15 protein-coding genes are annotated in these 14,965 nt (G+C 67.9%); 6 read left to right on the top strand and 9 right to left on the bottom strand.

The annotated features are described in order from the left end of the window. Nucleotides 1-15: 15 nt before the first annotated feature. The 3 genes from NS1_RS32285 to NS1_RS32275 all read right to left on the bottom strand — a co-directional run bounded on the left by NS1_RS32285 (nucleotide 16) and on the right by NS1_RS32275 (nucleotide 3,199). Nucleotides 16-756 (bottom strand): TetR/AcrR family transcriptional regulator, encoded by a 741-nt coding sequence (locus NS1_RS32285; protein WP_062990636.1) that lies wholly within the window; start codon nucleotides 754-756, stop codon nucleotides 16-18. 287 nt (nucleotides 757-1,043) lie between these two features. Next, a complete protein-coding gene (locus NS1_RS32280; protein ID WP_062990634.1) occupies nucleotides 1,044-2,702 on the bottom strand; it encodes a PH domain-containing protein in 1,659 nt (552 codons plus the stop codon). After that, nucleotides 2,699-3,199, bottom strand: a complete 501-nt coding sequence (locus NS1_RS32275) for a PH domain-containing protein (protein WP_062990681.1) — start codon at nucleotides 3,197-3,199, stop codon at nucleotides 2,699-2,701. The genes NS1_RS32280 and NS1_RS32275 overlap by 4 nt, the downstream gene beginning before the upstream one ends. A gap of 151 nt (nucleotides 3,200-3,350) precedes the next feature. Between NS1_RS32275 and NS1_RS32270 the strand changes: the two genes are divergently transcribed. From NS1_RS32270 to NS1_RS32255, 4 genes are all read left to right on the top strand, one after another. Beyond that, entirely contained in the window at nucleotides 3,351-5,951 is a 2,601-nt protein-coding gene (locus tag NS1_RS32270) for a bifunctional FO biosynthesis protein CofGH (protein WP_062990632.1), read from the top strand. Nucleotides 5,952-6,059: 108 nt separating this feature from the next. Further along, the gene (fdxA, locus tag NS1_RS32265) at nucleotides 6,060-6,383 is read left to right on the top strand and encodes a ferredoxin (RefSeq protein WP_056813450.1); all 324 of its coding nucleotides are present in this window, start codon (nucleotides 6,060-6,062) and stop codon (nucleotides 6,381-6,383) included. A 26-nt stretch (nucleotides 6,384-6,409) separates the two neighbouring features. Next, nucleotides 6,410-7,495: a succinyldiaminopimelate transaminase gene (gene dapC, locus NS1_RS32260; protein ID WP_062990630.1), complete on the top strand. Its 1,086-nt coding sequence runs from the start codon at nucleotides 6,410-6,412 to the stop codon at nucleotides 7,493-7,495. 74 nt (nucleotides 7,496-7,569) lie between these two features. Then, the gene (locus NS1_RS32255; RefSeq protein ID WP_255284771.1) at nucleotides 7,570-7,974 is read left to right on the top strand and encodes a protein kinase domain-containing protein; all 405 of its coding nucleotides are present in this window, start codon (nucleotides 7,570-7,572) and stop codon (nucleotides 7,972-7,974) included. A gap of 100 nt (nucleotides 7,975-8,074) precedes the next feature. On the opposite strand, the gene NS1_RS32250 is transcribed toward NS1_RS32255, so the two are convergent. Both NS1_RS32250 and NS1_RS32245 read right to left on the bottom strand, forming a co-directional pair. Further along, complete coding sequence (locus NS1_RS32250; RefSeq protein WP_255284770.1) at nucleotides 8,075-8,623, bottom strand: hypothetical protein; 549 nt, start codon at nucleotides 8,621-8,623, stop codon at nucleotides 8,075-8,077. 93 nt (nucleotides 8,624-8,716) lie between these two features. Continuing rightward, nucleotides 8,717-9,568: an oxygenase MpaB family protein gene (locus NS1_RS32245; protein ID WP_062990626.1), complete on the bottom strand. Its 852-nt coding sequence runs from the start codon at nucleotides 9,566-9,568 to the stop codon at nucleotides 8,717-8,719. Between the two features lie 125 nt (nucleotides 9,569-9,693). Between NS1_RS32245 and NS1_RS32240 the strand changes: the two genes are divergently transcribed. Beyond that, entirely contained in the window at nucleotides 9,694-11,121 is a 1,428-nt protein-coding gene (locus NS1_RS32240) for an acyl-CoA synthetase (protein ID WP_062990624.1), read from the top strand. A gap of 35 nt (nucleotides 11,122-11,156) precedes the next feature. Here the strand turns inward: NS1_RS32240 and NS1_RS32235 are convergent, their stop codons facing one another. Further along, complete coding sequence (locus NS1_RS32235) at nucleotides 11,157-11,651, bottom strand: molybdopterin-dependent oxidoreductase (protein ID WP_255284769.1); 495 nt, start codon at nucleotides 11,649-11,651, stop codon at nucleotides 11,157-11,159. 123 nt (nucleotides 11,652-11,774) lie between these two features. Between NS1_RS32235 and NS1_RS32230 the strand changes: the two genes are divergently transcribed. Further along, entirely contained in the window at nucleotides 11,775-12,164 is a 390-nt protein-coding gene (locus NS1_RS32230; protein ID WP_062990622.1) for a PPOX class F420-dependent oxidoreductase, read from the top strand. On the opposite strand, the gene sigJ is transcribed toward NS1_RS32230, so the two are convergent. From sigJ to NS1_RS32215, 3 genes are all read right to left on the bottom strand, one after another. Beyond that, the gene (gene sigJ / locus NS1_RS32225; protein WP_084504692.1) at nucleotides 12,139-13,017 is read right to left on the bottom strand and encodes an RNA polymerase sigma factor SigJ; all 879 of its coding nucleotides are present in this window, start codon (nucleotides 13,015-13,017) and stop codon (nucleotides 12,139-12,141) included. The two genes, NS1_RS32230 and sigJ, sit on opposite strands and share 26 nt — an antisense overlap. Then, nucleotides 13,014-14,093: an NAD(P)/FAD-dependent oxidoreductase gene (locus NS1_RS32220; protein ID WP_062990620.1), complete on the bottom strand. Its 1,080-nt coding sequence runs from the start codon at nucleotides 14,091-14,093 to the stop codon at nucleotides 13,014-13,016. Before NS1_RS32220 ends, sigJ begins: the two co-directional genes overlap by 4 nt. A 139-nt stretch (nucleotides 14,094-14,232) precedes the next feature. Further along, nucleotides 14,233-14,850: a DUF8020 domain-containing protein gene (locus tag NS1_RS32215; protein WP_062990618.1), complete on the bottom strand. Its 618-nt coding sequence runs from the start codon at nucleotides 14,848-14,850 to the stop codon at nucleotides 14,233-14,235. Between the last annotated feature and the right edge of the window lie 115 nt (nucleotides 14,851-14,965).

Raw genomic sequence — 14,965 nt, 5'->3', positions numbered from 1 at the left:
GCGTCGCCCGCGCTGCTATCGGGCGTGGCGGGTCTGCGCGCCGTCCAGGATCAGGTCGATGGCCTGGGTGAACCGGCTGAGCACCCCGTCGGCGGCCTCCTCGACGACCTGCGGGCGCTGCTCGACATAGCGCCGGTGCAGGCGCGGATACTGCTGCGACGCGGCCTCGCTCGCCACCATCACCCGGTCCACCCACTGCCGCGTCGACAGGCCGCTGCGCGCGATCGTCATCATCATCGCGGCCTCGCTACCGCACGAGCCGACAACGAGCTGGAAGATCGCGTCGGTCGCGATATCGACCACCTCGTCGTCGAAGCCCCCGGCTTCCACGATGGCGACCATCGAGTCGGTCAGCCGCATCATGTTGGGCCCGAGATAGGTCAGCGCCGCGCTGCTCAGCACCACGGTGATCCACGGATGGGCCAGGATTGTCGCGCGCAAGCCGTCGGCCTGCTCGTGCATCACCGCTCGCCAGCGCTCGGGATCGGGCGTCGGTGTCGGCACCTCACCGATGACCTGGTCGACGACGAGTTCGAGCAGTTCGTCCTTGTTCGCCACGTGGGTGTACAGCGAGGTCGCACCCGCGCCGAGGCGGGCGCCGAGCTTGCGCATGCTCAACGCGTCGAAGCCTTCGGCGTCGAGCAGGGCGATGGCCTCGGCGACGATCTGGTCGCGGGTCAGTGTGGGTTGGTCGCGCCGTTCGCGCGCGGGCTTGGTCCACACCGAGGTGATCTCCGTCGAGCCGGTGCTCGCCATCCGCTGCCTCCTCGCGTTCTTCGACTTCGCCGATCGGCACAGCATAGCCCCGGCTGAACACTGTTCGGCGTGACCGCACAATGTGCGGAGAGCGCGGAAACGCTCGTCGCCGGGCTTGCCGGATCGTGTCGTCGAGCACGGAGCCGATACCCGCGTGCTCGCCGGCCGCCGCGGTGTCGACGCCTGACGCGAAAACGCCTGTGGGCGAATCCGAATTGGCGAAGGAGCCGGTGAACGCCTAGGCTGTCGACGCGGAATGGCCGGGAGTCCAAGGGCGCCCGGCCATTTCAGCGTTTACCGAGTCGGCCCGGGGTCACTGCCTCGATCAGGTCGGCGGCCTGATCGATCGGGATGTCGACCACCGAGTAGGACTTCTTGCCCGCCGCGGTGGCCGCGACGACAGTGGCGAGTCCCGCGCGGCGCTGCCAGAAGGTCTGCCGCACAGTCCATCCGATTATTCCGGGAGCTTCGAGACAGTCCCGATTGCGATCGAGGCTGCCGCTGCGGGTGATCAGCCAGGTCGGGCCGATGGTGCCGGGGAGTACGCGGTGGCCCAAGCCGCGGTAGCGGTCCTCGGCGAGCAGGGCCATGACGACGGCGAGCAGCACCGGGAAGGGCCAGGTCCACACCGGTGGATGCCCACCCGCGAGCGTGATGGCGAGCAGGACGACGGCAACGATGCCGACCGGCCACGCGGCGCGGGTGTAGCGGCGACGATGTGCGGCGGGTCCGTGGCGTCGTAGCTCGACGGTGCCGAGGGCGGAACCGGTGATCGGTTGCGGTGCGGGCGAATCCGTGAGTACGGCCGTCGAGGCGACTTTGTCGAGGGAGGTCGCGACCGGGCGTTCGGTGTCGTCGCGGGCTGCCAAGGCCGAGTCCGGTTCCTGGGCGGTCGACGCGTCTGCGCGCGGGTGTCGGCGGGTGCGGAGTAGTTCGTCGAGAGTGCGTTCGACGGCGGCGCGTGGGGCCTGGGGAAGGATCTTCTGCCGCGGGTTCTCGCCGGTCATGATCATTTCGAGCTGAGCGGCGTTGGCCGCGCGCAGCAGGAGCGGTTCGTTGAGCGTGGCGCCGCGGAAGCGAGCCAGGTCCAAGGTGATCTGACGGGTGGTGAACAGGCCGTGGCGCAGGTGCAGGGTGGCGCCGTTGTCGAGCACGCGCAGGCCGAACCAGGTGGCGAGGTAGTGGGCGCACCCGGCCAGGCTCACCAGCAGCACCGTCAGCAGGGTCAACCCGGTGATGACGATGACGACGATCATCGCGGTGTCGTCGTCGAGATGTTGCACGACAGCGCTTTTCGACAGCACGTCGATGAGTCCGTACTGCGCGCCGATTCCCGCGATCGGCGCGACTACGGCCAGACCGGTCAGCGACAACGGTGCGTACCGCACCCACGCCGCCTGCCAGTGCCCGATCTCCACTCCGGAGTCGGTGAGGGCATCGTGGTGCGAAACATGCGGCGCCCCGGCGCTCTCGCTGTGCCCGGGTGTCTGTCGACCGGTGTGCGCGAGTAACTCGGCCCGCAACGCCGGGATCTGACTGGTGTCGAGCGCGTCGAGCTTGAATTCCTCGCCCTTGTCGGTCTGCTTGCCGGTTCCGATGGCCAGTACCGCCAGCCCGAGCACCCGGTGCAGCAGATCGGCTTCCACATCCACCGACCGAATCCGCGAGCGAGGCACCGACAGCGTCCGGCGCTGCACGATTCCGCTGCGCAACTGCACGTGATCGGCATCGATCCGATACGAGGTGGTGAACCACCGCGCGATGCCGAACGCCGCGACGAGCGTGACCGGAATCAAACTCCACAGCGGATTGCCGCTGGTGGTGCCGACGATGATCGAACCGAGCAGCACCGGAATGTATTTCATGACCTCGTTGACCGGATACACCAGCAGCATGCGCGGATCCAGGCGCTGCCAGTCGGTCTCGGTGCGCGCGGGTGCGGTCATGTCGCGTCGCCGCGGTGCTGTGCGGCGATGGCGGTCAGCCGCAGCACCGTCTCCTCGGCGACCGGCAGGTCCAGCGCGCTGATCTTCACCGCACCCGCCGACGACGCGGTGGTGACGGTGACAGTCGCCAGCCCGAGGATCCGTTCCAGCGGCCCACGCTCGGTATCGACGGTCTGTACCCGCGAGATCGGCGCGACCCGCGATTCCTGAGCCAGCCACCCCACCCGCGTGTACACGGCGTCATCGGTGACCTCCCAGCGATGCACCGCGTATCGCCACACCGGAATCACCACAACGGCCAGCACCGCGAGCACCACGATCGCCAACCCGGCCAGCACCTGCCAGCCACGATGGTCATCGTCCAACACCGCCCACACCACGAGTACCACGAACAGCACCACCACCCCGATCGCGTTCTCCAACGCCCACAGCAGCTTGGCCTTGGAACTCGGACGCCAGGCCGGTTCGGCCAGGATGGTGGAGCGTGGCAGCGACATGCTGCCCATGGTTCCATGCGCGTGCGACGAGTTCACCCCGTCGGGAATACGCGCGGTCACGGGGGAGGTTGTCGTCGGACAAGGACGACCACGCCGCGCCCGCCACGGGCCCGTGACCTCACCGACCACACGTCCGGGGAAGAAGTAGCGCATGATCGACGGGGTGACCGACCTTCCGAAGCCGAGCGTTCCGATGTCGCCGCCGAGTCCCACCGCCATGCGACGGGCCCTGCGCCGAGCCCGCGACGGCGTCACGTTGAACGTCGACGAGGCCACCGTCCTGCTGCATGCCACCGGCGACGACCTCGTCGACCTGTGCGCGAGCGCCGCCAGGGTCCGCGATGCCGGGCTCGAATCGGCGGGTCGCCCACGCACGATCAGCTATTCGCGCAATGTGTTCATCCCCCTCACCAAGCTGTGCCGGGACAAGTGTCACTACTGCACGTTCGTCACCGTGCCCGGCAAGCTGCGCGCCGAGGGCAAGGGCATGTTCCTCGAACCCGACGAGGTCCTCGAGATCGCCCGCCAGGGCGCCGCGCTGGGGTGCAAGGAAGCGCTGTTCACCCTGGGCGACCGGCCGGAGGACCGCTGGCCGGAGGCGGCGCAGTGGCTCGACGAACGCGGCTACGACTCCACCCTCGACTACCTGCGCGCCGTCTCCATCCTCGTGCTCGAGGAGACCGGCCTGCTGCCGCACCTGAATCCCGGGGTGATGAGCTGGAACGAGATCTCCCGCCTCAAGCCCGTGGCCCAGTCCATGGGCATGATGCTCGAGACCACCGCCACCAGGCTGTTCACCGACAAGGGCGAGTGCCATTACGGCAGCCCCGACAAGGATCCCGCGGTCCGGCTGCGCTCGATCACCGACGCGGGCAGGCTCTCGGTGCCCTACACCACCGGCATCCTGGTCGGCATCGGCGAGAATCTCACCGAGCGCGCCGAGTCGATCATGGCGATTCGTCAGCAGCACAGAGAGTTCGGGCACATCCAGGAAGTGATCGTGCAGAACTTCCGGGCCAAGGACGACACCGCCATGCGCGACGTCCCCGACGCGGGCGTGGCGGAGTTCCTGGCCACCGTGGCGGTGACGAGATTGCTGCTCGGACCCGATGTTCCGGTGCAGGCGCCGCCGAACCTGGTGTCGCACAGCGATTGCCTGGCCCTGATCGACGCGGGCATCGACGACTGGGGCGGGGTGTCGCCGGTGACGGTCGACCATGTGAACCCCGAACGGCCGTGGCCGAACCTGGACACCCTGCGCGAGATCACCGAGGCGGCCGGGTTCACCCTCGTCGAACGCACCTCCGCGCACCCGAAATACGTTCGCGCGGGACACCCGTGGATCGACCCGCGGATCGGCGCGCATGTCGACGCGCTCACCGACCCCGCGACCGGGCTGGCCAGGCCGGATGTGCTGCCGGTCGGCCTGCCGTGGCAGGAGCCGGACGAGTCGTGGGATTCGGTCGGCCGTGTCGACCTGAACACCGCCATCGACACCGAGGGCCGCAATACCGACAGTCGCAGCGATTCCGGGCTCGGTCAGGAAGTCGTCGGCGCGTTCGGCGACTGGGAGACGATCCGCGAACACGCTCGCGACCTGGCCGTCGTGGCGCCAGAGCGCCTCGATTCCGAGGTACTCGATGCCCTGCGCGCGGCCGAGAAGGACCCGGCGGGGCTCACCGACGACCAGTACCTCGCATTGGCGACGGCCGACGGCGCCAATATGGAAGCCGTTGCGGCACTGGCCGATTCGCTGCGCCGCGAGGTCTCCGGTGACGAGGTCACCTATGTCGTCAACCGCAATATCAACTTCACCAATATCTGCTACACCGGTTGCCGATTCTGCGCCTTCGCCCAGCGCAAGGGCGATGCCGACGCCTTCACGCTCAGCACCGACGAGGTCGCCGATCGGGCGTGGGAGGCACACGTCGACGGCGCCACCGAGATCTGCATGCAGGGCGGCATCGACCCCGAGCTCCCCGTCACCGGCTACGCCGATCTGGTCCGCGCCATCAAGGCCCGCGTCCCGTCGATGCACGTTCACGCGTTCAGTCCGATGGAGATCGTCAACGGCGCCTCCCGTGGCGGCCAGAGCATCCACGACTGGCTGTCGGCGCTGAAGGAGGCCGGATTGGGCTCGATCCCCGGAACGGCCGCCGAAATCCTCGACGACGAGGTCCGCTGGGTGCTCACCAAGGGCAAACTCCCCACCTCCGCCTGGATCGAGGTCGTCACCACCGCCCACAAACTGGGCATCCCCTCCAGCTCGACGATGATGTACGGCCACGTGGACAACCCGACGCACTGGGTCGGCCACCTGCGGGTGCTGCGCGGCATCCAGGACGAGACGGGCGGCTTTACCGAGTTCGTCCCGCTGCCGTTCGTCCACCAGAGCGCGCCGCTGTACCTCGCGGGCGCGGCCAGGCCGGGGCCGACCAACCGGGACAACCGCGCGGTCCACGCCCTGGCCAGGATCATGCTGCACGGCCGCATCCACAACATTCAGACCAGCTGGGTGAAACTGGGTACCCTCGGTACTCAGGCCATGCTCACCGGCGGCGCCAACGATCTGGGTGGCACCTTGATGGAGGAGACCATCTCCCGGATGGCCGGCTCCCAGCACGGCTCGGCGAAAACCGTCGCCGAGCTGACCGAGATCGCGGCGGGCATCGACCGTCCGGTCCGCGAACGCACCACCACCTACGGACAGGTGGAAGCCAAACCGACACCACTGCCCTTGGCTATCGGATGATTGCCAGAGTGAGTTAGGGCAGGCTGACCTGGGAGTAATGTGGGCGGTCGGGATAGGGTTTCGTGGGCGGAGTAACCCCGCAGGTGAGGACAGACTAGGAGAACGGCAGTGCCGTACATCATCGCTGAACCGTGCGTTGACGTGAAGGACAAGGCGTGCATCGAGGAATGCCCCGTGGATTGCATCTACGAGGGCGGTCGCATGCTCTACATCCAACCCGACGAGTGCGTGGACTGTGGTGCGTGTGAGCCGGTCTGCCCCGTGGAAGCGATCTTCTACGAGGACGACACTCCGGACCAGTGGAGCGGTTACATCAACGCCAACGTCGACTTCTTCAACGAACTGGGATCCCCCGGTGGCGCGACCAAGGTCGGTGTGGTCGATTTCGACCCCGCCTTCATCAAGGCGCTGCCCCCGATGGCCGAAGAGTGAGCACAGGGGCGCCCACCCGTGGGCGTGTGAGCAGCCTGCTGCCTGATTTCCCGTGGGACACCATCGCGGCGGTCAAGCAGAAGGCGTCCACCCATCCGGGTGGACTCGTCGACCTGTCCGTGGGGACACCGGTGGACCCGGTCGATCCGCTGATCCGGGCGGCACTGGGTTCGGTGGCGGCTGTTCCCGGCTATCCGACCACGCACGGCACCCCTGAGCTTCGCTCCGCCGTCGTCGCGGCGTTCGCGCGCAGGTTCGGCGTCACCGGCGTCGACCCTGCGGCGGTGCTGCCGGTGCTCGGCACGAAGGAGCTCATCGCCGGGCTGCCTCGGCTGCTCGGCATCGGCTCCGCCGATCTGGTGGTAATCCCCGAGATCGCCTACCCGACCTACGAGGTCGGCGTGCTGCTGGCGGGCGCGAAGCCTTGGCGCGCAGACGGTCTCACCCAGATCGGCCCGCAGAACCCGGCGCTGATCTTCGTGAACTCACCCTCGAACCCCACCGGCAAGGTGCTGCCCGTCGAGCACCTGCGCAAGGTGGTGGCGTTCGCCCGCGAGCGCGGCGCGATCGTCGCCTCCGACGAGTGCTACCTGGGCCTGACCTGGGAGGGCGAGGCGGTGTCGATCCTCGACCCGCGCGTCTGCGACGGCGACCACACCGGCCTGCTGGCCATCCATTCCCTGTCGAAGACCTCGAACCTGGCCAGCTACCGCGCCGGTTTCATCGCCGGTGACCCGGAACTGGTGGCCGAACTGCTCGAGGTGCGCAAGCACTCCGGCATGATCATGCCGTTCCCGATCCAGGCCGCGATGACCGCCGCGCTCAGCGACGACGTGCACGAGGCCGAGCAGCGCGAGCGTTACCGCGCCCGCCGCGAAATCCTGCGAAGCGCTTTGCTGCAGGCGGGTTTCCGCATCGACTTCTCCGAAGCCGGGCTGTACCTGTGGGCCACCCGCGGCGAACCCTGCCGCGTGACCCTCGACTGGCTCGCCGAACGCGGAATCCTCGCCGCCCCCGGCGATTTCTACGGTCCCCGTTCGCCCGAACACGTGCGTATCGCGCTGACCGCCACCGACGAGCGCATCGCCGAAGCGGCCGCCCGCCTGTCCTGAACGCGATCTCGGCGCGCTTGCCGATATCGTGTGGAGCACAAGGGGACAGTGTCGAGGGACAACGGATGCACGGGGTGGAGTTCGGCGCCGGCACGGTCTTCGCGACCCTGGCCTACGCGTCCCCCGAACAACTCTCGGGTGAACCGGTCGATCACCGCTCCGACCAGTACTCGCTCGGCTGCACGTTGTTCACCCTTCTCACCGGCGAAAGTCCCTTTTCCGCCGACAATCTCGGCGCGGTGGTCGCCGCCCACCTGACCAAGCCGGTACCTCGCGCGTCCGCGGTGGTCGGCGACCTGCCGCCTGGAATCGACGCGGTCATCGCCAAGGCCATGGCGAAGGCGCCGGACGAAAGATTCGACAGCTGCGAGGAATTCGCGCGCGGCGACAGCGGCCTTGGTCGGTGTGGGTTCCGCGTCGCAGGGCCCAGGCAGTTCCCCGCCGCCCCCTACCGGGGAAGCCGCCCGTATCGCGAGTAGGTCGGCCGTTTCAGCTGGGGCGTCATTCGGCCGTGAAAAGCTGCCGACGGATACCGGTGAGGACACCCGCGATAACTGGTGGCAGCAAGCACCCTTCTGATCAGTACGCCCCAGCCAGGCGAAGGATCAGCGCGGGCAGGGCGTCGAGCACGTCGGCGGACTGGTCGGCCGACGCGCCGTAGGTGTGCGCGGCGACCGAGAAGCCGGGCCCGATGGATGCGGAAGCCACCTCGGGAGCGCCTACATCCGACCATCCCCACTTGCTGCCCTGCACGCCGGGGAGTTGGGCGGTGCCCCAGTTCTGGGGAGTGCCGTCGGCGGCGGTATTGCTCGCACCCGCCATCCACTCGAAGATCGGCGAACCGGCGTCGGAGTCACGGATCATCCGTTCCGACAGCGCGCGGTCCTCCGGCGAACCGTCGCCGTGGCGTAGCGCGTAATCGGCGATGTAGAGCTTGGACATCGACAGCGCCGCCCGCGATTCGTGCTCGTTGGCTGTGCCCCAGGCGAATCCGCCCGGCATCCGCAGCGACATGGCGGTTCGCGACGGCACCGTCGACGGGTCCTCGTCGGCGCGGGCGGCGGGCGCGGCCACCATGAGGCCGACGGCGACCGCCGCCGCACACCACGTCACTGTTCGAATGCTCACGAACGTCCTCCGATTCCGCGCGACGGCGTTGCGATCGTGGGGAATGAAATTCGAACGCCGCAGGTCAGCGTGGGAGGCGCGCGGTACTACCGATCAGATCAGGGGCTTGCCGCGCCGGTGCCGACGGCGCATGTCGGCGAGGGTGACATTGAAGGGGAAGTTGCGGAGGGGGCGCGGCAGGCGGCCCGTCACGTTGCCGGTGGTGCGCATCAGGCGGTTGAGTTTGCGTTCGTCGGCAGGGCTCCACGACAGGCCGAGTTCGTCTCGGAGGTGTTGGGGTAGCAGGCCGGTGGTGAACCAGCGGTGGAAGCCGGCGAAAGGTGGGCGCAGGATCGGGTGGAGCATCTTCAGGTCGAGCAGGTCGTCGAAGTAGGCCTTGACCGTGGCGTCGACGCTGGTGAGCTTCAGATGCTCGGACCAGTAGGCATCGAAGGCGGCGCGGTCGGCGGGCCACATCTCGCGGGGTACCTGGAGGGTGGTGCCGAGGTAGTGGGCGTAGTCGTAGAAGGTGTCGGCGATGACATCGTCGACGGGGCCGTAGAGACGATCTATCACGTCGACCGAGCCCCAGTACAGACACGCGGCCACCCACAGCTGCAGGTTCTTGTCGAAGGCGTTGTACTTCACGGGGCTGTCGGCGGTGGAGTGGACCTGGCGGTGCGCGCCGTTGACGGCGGTGCGGTAGGCCGCGCGGTCGGCGTCGGTGCCCATCAGCGCGACCGACAGATAGGTGAGCGTGGTTCGGGTGCGCTTGATCGGGTGCCTCATGATGCTGCCGCTGTGCACCGTCGATTCGGCGACGCCGTGGCCCACGGGTGCCAGGCTGAGCTGCATGATCACATTGGCGGTCGCGCCGTAGAAGGCAGCGGAGCCGTCGACGTAGTCGCGGATGTCGAATTGTGCCGGTTCGGATTGCTGCGAACGCGAGCGCGACTGGATGGTCATCGTTGACCCCGTTTTCGTCGAAGAGAGCGTGAGAGAATTATACGTTGAATCTCGCATCATGTCACCGGGGTGTCAACGACAGCGGCGGCGGTACGGGCGGAACCTCGTCGCGTTAGCGTTGACGGATGCCCTATGGTCCGCCGCTGCTGCTCGCTTCGTTGAATCCGGCCGCCGTCGCCGCCGGGGATGACATTCCCGACGCCGTCACCATCGATGATGCCACCGTGTCGCGCAGTGATCTGCTGGGTTCGGCAACATCGGTGGCGGAACGGATCGCTCGTGCCGACCGCGTCGCGGTGCTGGCCGAACCGACCCTGCGCACCGTGATCGCCGTGGTCGGTTGCCTGATCGCCGGTGTCACCGTGGTTCCGGTGCCGCCGGACTCCGGCGTCGCCGAGCGCGAGCACATTCTGCGCGATTCGGGTGCGCAAGCCTGGCTGGGTCCGGCCCCGGAGGGCACGGAACTGCCGGTGGTGCCGGTGCGGCTGCACGCGCGGTCGTGGCATACCTATCCCGAACCCGATCCGGCGGCGATCGCGTTCATCCTCTACACCTCGGGAACCACCGGGGCGCCCAAGGGTGTGATGCTCAGCCGCGGCGCGATCGCCGCCGGGCTCGACGCGCTGGCCGAGGCGTGGGCATGGACGTGGAAAGACACACTGGTGCACGGGCTTCCGCTGTTCCACGTGCACGGGCTGATCCTCGGGCTGCTCGGGCCGCTGCGCATCGGTAGTCCCGTGATCCACACCGGCAAGCCGACGCCCGAGGCGTACGTGGCGGCGGGCGGCAGTCTGTACTTCGGCGTGCCGACGGTGTGGTCGCGCGTGGTCGAGAAGCCCGAACTGGCCAAGGAATTGGGTAAGGCGCGGCTGCTCGTCTCGGGCAGTGCGCCGCTGCCGGTGCCGGTGTTCGAGAAGCTGGCCGAGCTCACCGGGCAGGCGCCGGTGGAGCGGTACGGGATGAGCGAAACCATGATCACGCTGTCCACCCGGGCCGACGGTGAGCGCAGGCCCGGCTGGGTCGGCACACCGGTGCGAGGGGTGGAAACGAGGCTGCGGGACGAAGGCGGCGAGCCCGTTCCGCATGACGGTGTGAGTATCGGTGGCCTGCAGGTTCGTGGACCGATGCTGTTCGACGGGTATCTGAATCGGCCGGAGGCCACCGCGCGGGACTGGACCGAGGACGGCTGGTTCCGCACCGGTGACGTGGCTGTCATCGATGCCGACGGGTTCCATCGGATCGTCGGGCGCGAGTCGATCGATCTCATCAAATCCGGCGGCTACCGGATCGGCGCGGGGGAGATCGAGACCGCGCTGCTCGGGCATCCGGCGGTCGGCGAGGTCGCCGTGGTCGGGCTGCCCGATGACGATCTCGGGCAGCGGATCGTGGCCTTCGTCGTCGCGCGTGACGGGAGTTCCGACGCGCTCGGTGTCGAGCTGACCGCCTATGTGGGCGAACAGCTTTCGGCGCACAAGCGCCCGCGTGAGGTCCGCTTCGTCGACGCGCTCCCGCGCAACGCGATGGGCAAGGTGCAGAAGAAGCTGCTGGACTGAGATTCACTCGGTCCGTTCGGTGCTCCCGCGAGCGCTCATTCGCCGGATCGGTCCGATCGACGCGTGGTAGACCGGCCGAGCAATGCGTCCCGACTCACCAGCCGAATCGGAGCGCCGTGATCGCTCGTGAGCGGCTGTCCGTCGAGCCGATCGGCGATGAGCACGTCATCGGCCAGCGCGTCCTCGAGCAACGCGATCGACTGGAACCCGTCGAGACCTTCGAAAACGACGTGACTGATCGAAATGCCCGGCGCGAGAATCGGTTCGACGCGCGTGCGGTAGAACGCCGCGAACGGGATGCCCTCCCAGCGCAGGTCGGTAGCAGACCACCCGGCCACGCAGTGGAAGTCGGCCTTCACCTCCACGCGCGGTAGCTGGGCGAGGTCGGTCATGGCGAGAGCGAACGGTTGGGTCAGCTCGCCACCGACCTCGATCACCGGGTTCGCGGGAATCGGCGGCGGTGGGTGATGCAGGTGGGTGCCGAAGCGGGGAAAGCCGTCGATCGCGCGTTGACCAGGGGGAAGTGTCATGCCGAACCTCCAGTTATACGGCGCCGTATAAATGGCAGCGAAGCGCGTGGACGGCGCGAGGTCGAGCGGCGGTGCGCGGCGATCCCTTGACCTCTACAGCGCTCGAGGTTTTAGCGTCGAGGCATGAGCACAACGCTGACACCGGAACACCTCGCTTACCTGTCGACCCAGCAGCTCGGGCGGTTGGCGACGGTCCGCCCCGACGGCACCCCGCAGAACAACCCGGTCGGCTTCCGCTACAACGCCGAACTCGGCACCATCGACATCGCGGGCTGGAACATGGCCGCCTCCAAGAAGTTCCGCAATCTCGCCGACAACGCCCAGGTGGCCTTCGTCGTCGACGACATCGCCTCGGTGCGGCCGTGGCGGGTGCGCTGCCTCGAGATCCGGGGCGCCGCCGAGGCGCTGACCGGCGTCGAGTCCTATATCGGTGATCAGCCCGACGCGCTCATCCGGATCCACCCCGAGCGGATCATCGCCTTCGGCCTCATTCCGGAATCCGCACAGCACTGAGCTTTTCGGGGTTGCGCATGGAGTAGATCGCAGTGACCCGGCCATCGGTGACCTCGACGGACGTCACCTGATCGAGCACGCCGTCGACGGTCGCCAGGATCGTGGGCATCGCGTTGTAGATGCCCAGGTGCGCGCCGAGCACGCCGAGCCGCTGACCCTTGGCGAGCAAGCCGATGACGAGCCTGGCCACCTTGTCCTGGCCGCGTACCGGCCTGCGTACCGCGTTCACCACGCCGCCGCCGTCACCGAGGAACACCACCTCGGGAGCGAGCACGTCCATCAGTGCTTGCACATTGCCGGTGGCGGCCGCGATCGAGAACTTCTCCACCACCGACTGGGCCTCGGCGGGAGTGGCGACGGCGGTGTGGCGCGCGGCGTGCACCCGGTTGCGGGCGCGCTGGTTCAGTTGCCGCACAGCGGCTTCGGATTTGTCCACCGCCGCCGCGATCTCCGGATAGTCGAACGCGAATACCTCACGCAGCACGAACACCGCCCGCTGCACCGGCGTGAGCGTTTCCAGCACGAGCAGCATCGCGGTGGTCACCGCCTCGCCGGTGAGCACGTGCTCGACCCCGCCGTCGGCCTCGGTGGCCAGTGGTTCGGGCAGCCACGGACCGATGTAGTCCTCACGCCTGCGCGCGGTGGACCGCAGCACCCCGAGCGCCTGCCGCGTGACGATCTGCGCGAGGTAGGCGCGCGGGTTCTCGATCAGCGCGAGGTCGACCTCGCGCCAGCGCAGGTAGCTGTCGTGCAGGACGTCCTCGGTGTCGACGACCGAGCCGAGGATCTCGTAGGCGATCGAGAACAGCAGCCGCCGGTTCTCGGTGAAGGTGTCGACGTGTGCCTGGATCACCGTTTCGGGCCGCTGAGCCACACGCTGTTGCCGGTGCGCGAGGCGTAGGCGGCATAGCGGCTGATGCGTTCCTTGGTGAACGAGGCGAGGGATCCGCCGAGGTACAACCGCTGGGCGATGTCGTTGCGGTCGGTCGCCTGCACCAGCCCGTCATGCCTGCCCAGGCTCATTCCCTGGCCGCTGTAGCCCAGCGAAAACGGCCGCGGCTCCCGTCCTTTGCTCATCCTGGCCAGCGTATCGGCCGCGTGTGCGCCCTGGGGAGCGGCAGTGGCGCAGGACATGCGCATGCCGGGCACAGCCGCGCAGTCGCCGACGACGAAGACGCGAGGATCGGTGACGCTGCGCAGGTCGGCGTCGACCAGGGCGCGGCCGTCGATGTCCACCGCGAGTCCGCTGCGAGCGGCCAGTTGGGGTACCGCGGAGATGATCGCCCAGAGGGTGAGATCGGAATCGAGTTCGGTGCCCGAACGCAGGCGCAGGGTCGTCGCATCGATCTCGGCGACCCGATCGGCCACGATCTCCACGTTCAATCGGGTCAGCGTGTTCCTGATATGCCGCTGCGCGCCGACGGAGAGCCAGTCGGCGACCGTGTCGCTCACCAGTCGTACGCGCAGGTCGGGACGGGCTTCGGCGATCTCGGCCGTGGTCTCGATCCCGGTCAGCCCACCACCGATCACCGTGACGATCCCGCCGGCGGGCAGCGCCGCGAGCGCGATGCGCGCCTGTTCGGCGCCTTCCCACGTACCGACCGCGATCGCGCCGGGCAGTGGGTTCGCGATGCTGCCCGCCGCGAGGATCGCGTGGTCGAAGTTCAGGCTCCGGCCGTTGTCGAGGGCGACAGTGCCGTCGCCGATCTTGTCCACGCTCGCGGTCTCGACCGTGATCGCTTCCCTGAGCATCTCGGCGAGCGGCCGGGCCGCGGCGCCGCTGCCCGCGATCTGCTCGTGCAACCGCACCCGCTCGATGAAGTCGCCCCGCGGATTGACCACAGTGATCCGCGCGTCGGGAACCTTCTTGTTCAGTCGATTCGCCGCGACAGTCCCTGCGTAGCCCGCTCCGATAACCACGATGTCCATCTGTGCCTCCTGCCATGGGAACTGAGGTGTTCGACCATGGGATGCGGGCAGGCGCTTGTTTGTGACGGTGATCCCCACCACAGCGGAAAGGCCCCGTACTCCGCAGAAGTACGAGGCCTTTCCCTATCGCGATGTCAGATCAGGGCTGACCGGTCGCGAAGGCGATCACGGCATCCAGGAATTCCTGGCCGCCCATCAGGTAGCCGCCGATGACCATTCCGGCCGGGATGGTGAACAGCCACAGGAACGGGAAGAACGCGCCGATGACGCCGCCGATGACGACGCCGGGCAGGTTCTTGTTGACCTGCTCGACGAGCCGATCGTAGGAGCTGATGTCCTTCAGTTCCGCGATGCTGCTCAGCTTCGCGGAATCCTCGGGTGCCATGGTGGAGGTCAGCTTGACGGTGCGGCCGTCCTCGCTGATCTGCGGGGTCACGGCGATCGGGAGGCCGGCGACCTCGGAGCGCAGCGGCGCCTGGTCGACGATCACGCCGTCGGCGGTCTCGAGCAGCACCGAGGCGCCGTCGGCGGCGACCGCGAACTTGCCGTTGTCGACTGCCCAGGTGACCGTCTTGTCAGCCGGGGACACCGTGGTCTGATAGTTGATTCCGTGCGTCACGCCAGAAGTCACGCCCCCCGAAGCCACTACAGCGGGCTGTTCGGTGGCCACCGCGGGCGCACCGTTGGCAGTGGCAGCGGTAATCCCCACCGCGGCGACCGCCATGAAAACAGCAGTAGTGATCTTTCCGAACTTCATTCTTGAATCCCTCCGCTTTTTCGCTGTCCTGATCGGAGCAGCGAAACGAAGGTTAGCGCGCGAATTCGCTTGTCGCACATTTGGGTTCATCTTCATGAAACCGCAATATTTGCTG

The sequence above is a fragment of the Nocardia salmonicida NBRC 13393 genome (genome assembly GCF_001613085.1).
GTDB lineage: Bacteria > Actinomycetota > Actinomycetes > Mycobacteriales > Mycobacteriaceae > Nocardia > Nocardia salmonicida.
This window is presented reverse-complemented; position numbering and strand designations above follow the sequence as displayed.

What these genes read in the sequence shown, in the direction of transcription:
- NS1_RS32240 (WP_062990624.1), top strand. Translation starts at nt 9,694, where the DNA reads ATGCCCTATGGTCCGCCGCTGCTGCTCGCTTCGTTGAATCCGGCCGCC.
- NS1_RS32235 (WP_255284769.1), bottom strand. Translation starts at nt 11,651, where the DNA reads ATGACACTTCCCCCTGGTCAACGCGCGATCGACGGCTTTCCCCGCTTC.
- NS1_RS32230 (WP_062990622.1), top strand. Translation starts at nt 11,775, where the DNA reads ATGAGCACAACGCTGACACCGGAACACCTCGCTTACCTGTCGACCCAG.
- NS1_RS32285 (WP_062990636.1), bottom strand. Translation starts at nt 756, where the DNA reads ATGGCGAGCACCGGCTCGACGGAGATCACCTCGGTGTGGACCAAGCCC.
- NS1_RS32280 (WP_062990634.1), bottom strand. Translation starts at nt 2,702, where the DNA reads ATGACCGCACCCGCGCGCACCGAGACCGACTGGCAGCGCCTGGATCCG.
- NS1_RS32270 (WP_062990632.1), top strand. Translation starts at nt 3,351, where the DNA reads ATGATCGACGGGGTGACCGACCTTCCGAAGCCGAGCGTTCCGATGTCG.
- NS1_RS32245 (WP_062990626.1), bottom strand. Translation starts at nt 9,568, where the DNA reads ATGACCATCCAGTCGCGCTCGCGTTCGCAGCAATCCGAACCGGCACAA.
- NS1_RS32220 (WP_062990620.1), bottom strand. Translation starts at nt 14,093, where the DNA reads ATGGACATCGTGGTTATCGGAGCGGGCTACGCAGGGACTGTCGCGGCG.
- NS1_RS32275 (WP_062990681.1), bottom strand. Translation starts at nt 3,199, where the DNA reads ATGTCGCTGCCACGCTCCACCATCCTGGCCGAACCGGCCTGGCGTCCG.
- NS1_RS32215 (WP_062990618.1), bottom strand. Translation starts at nt 14,850, where the DNA reads ATGAAGTTCGGAAAGATCACTACTGCTGTTTTCATGGCGGTCGCCGCG.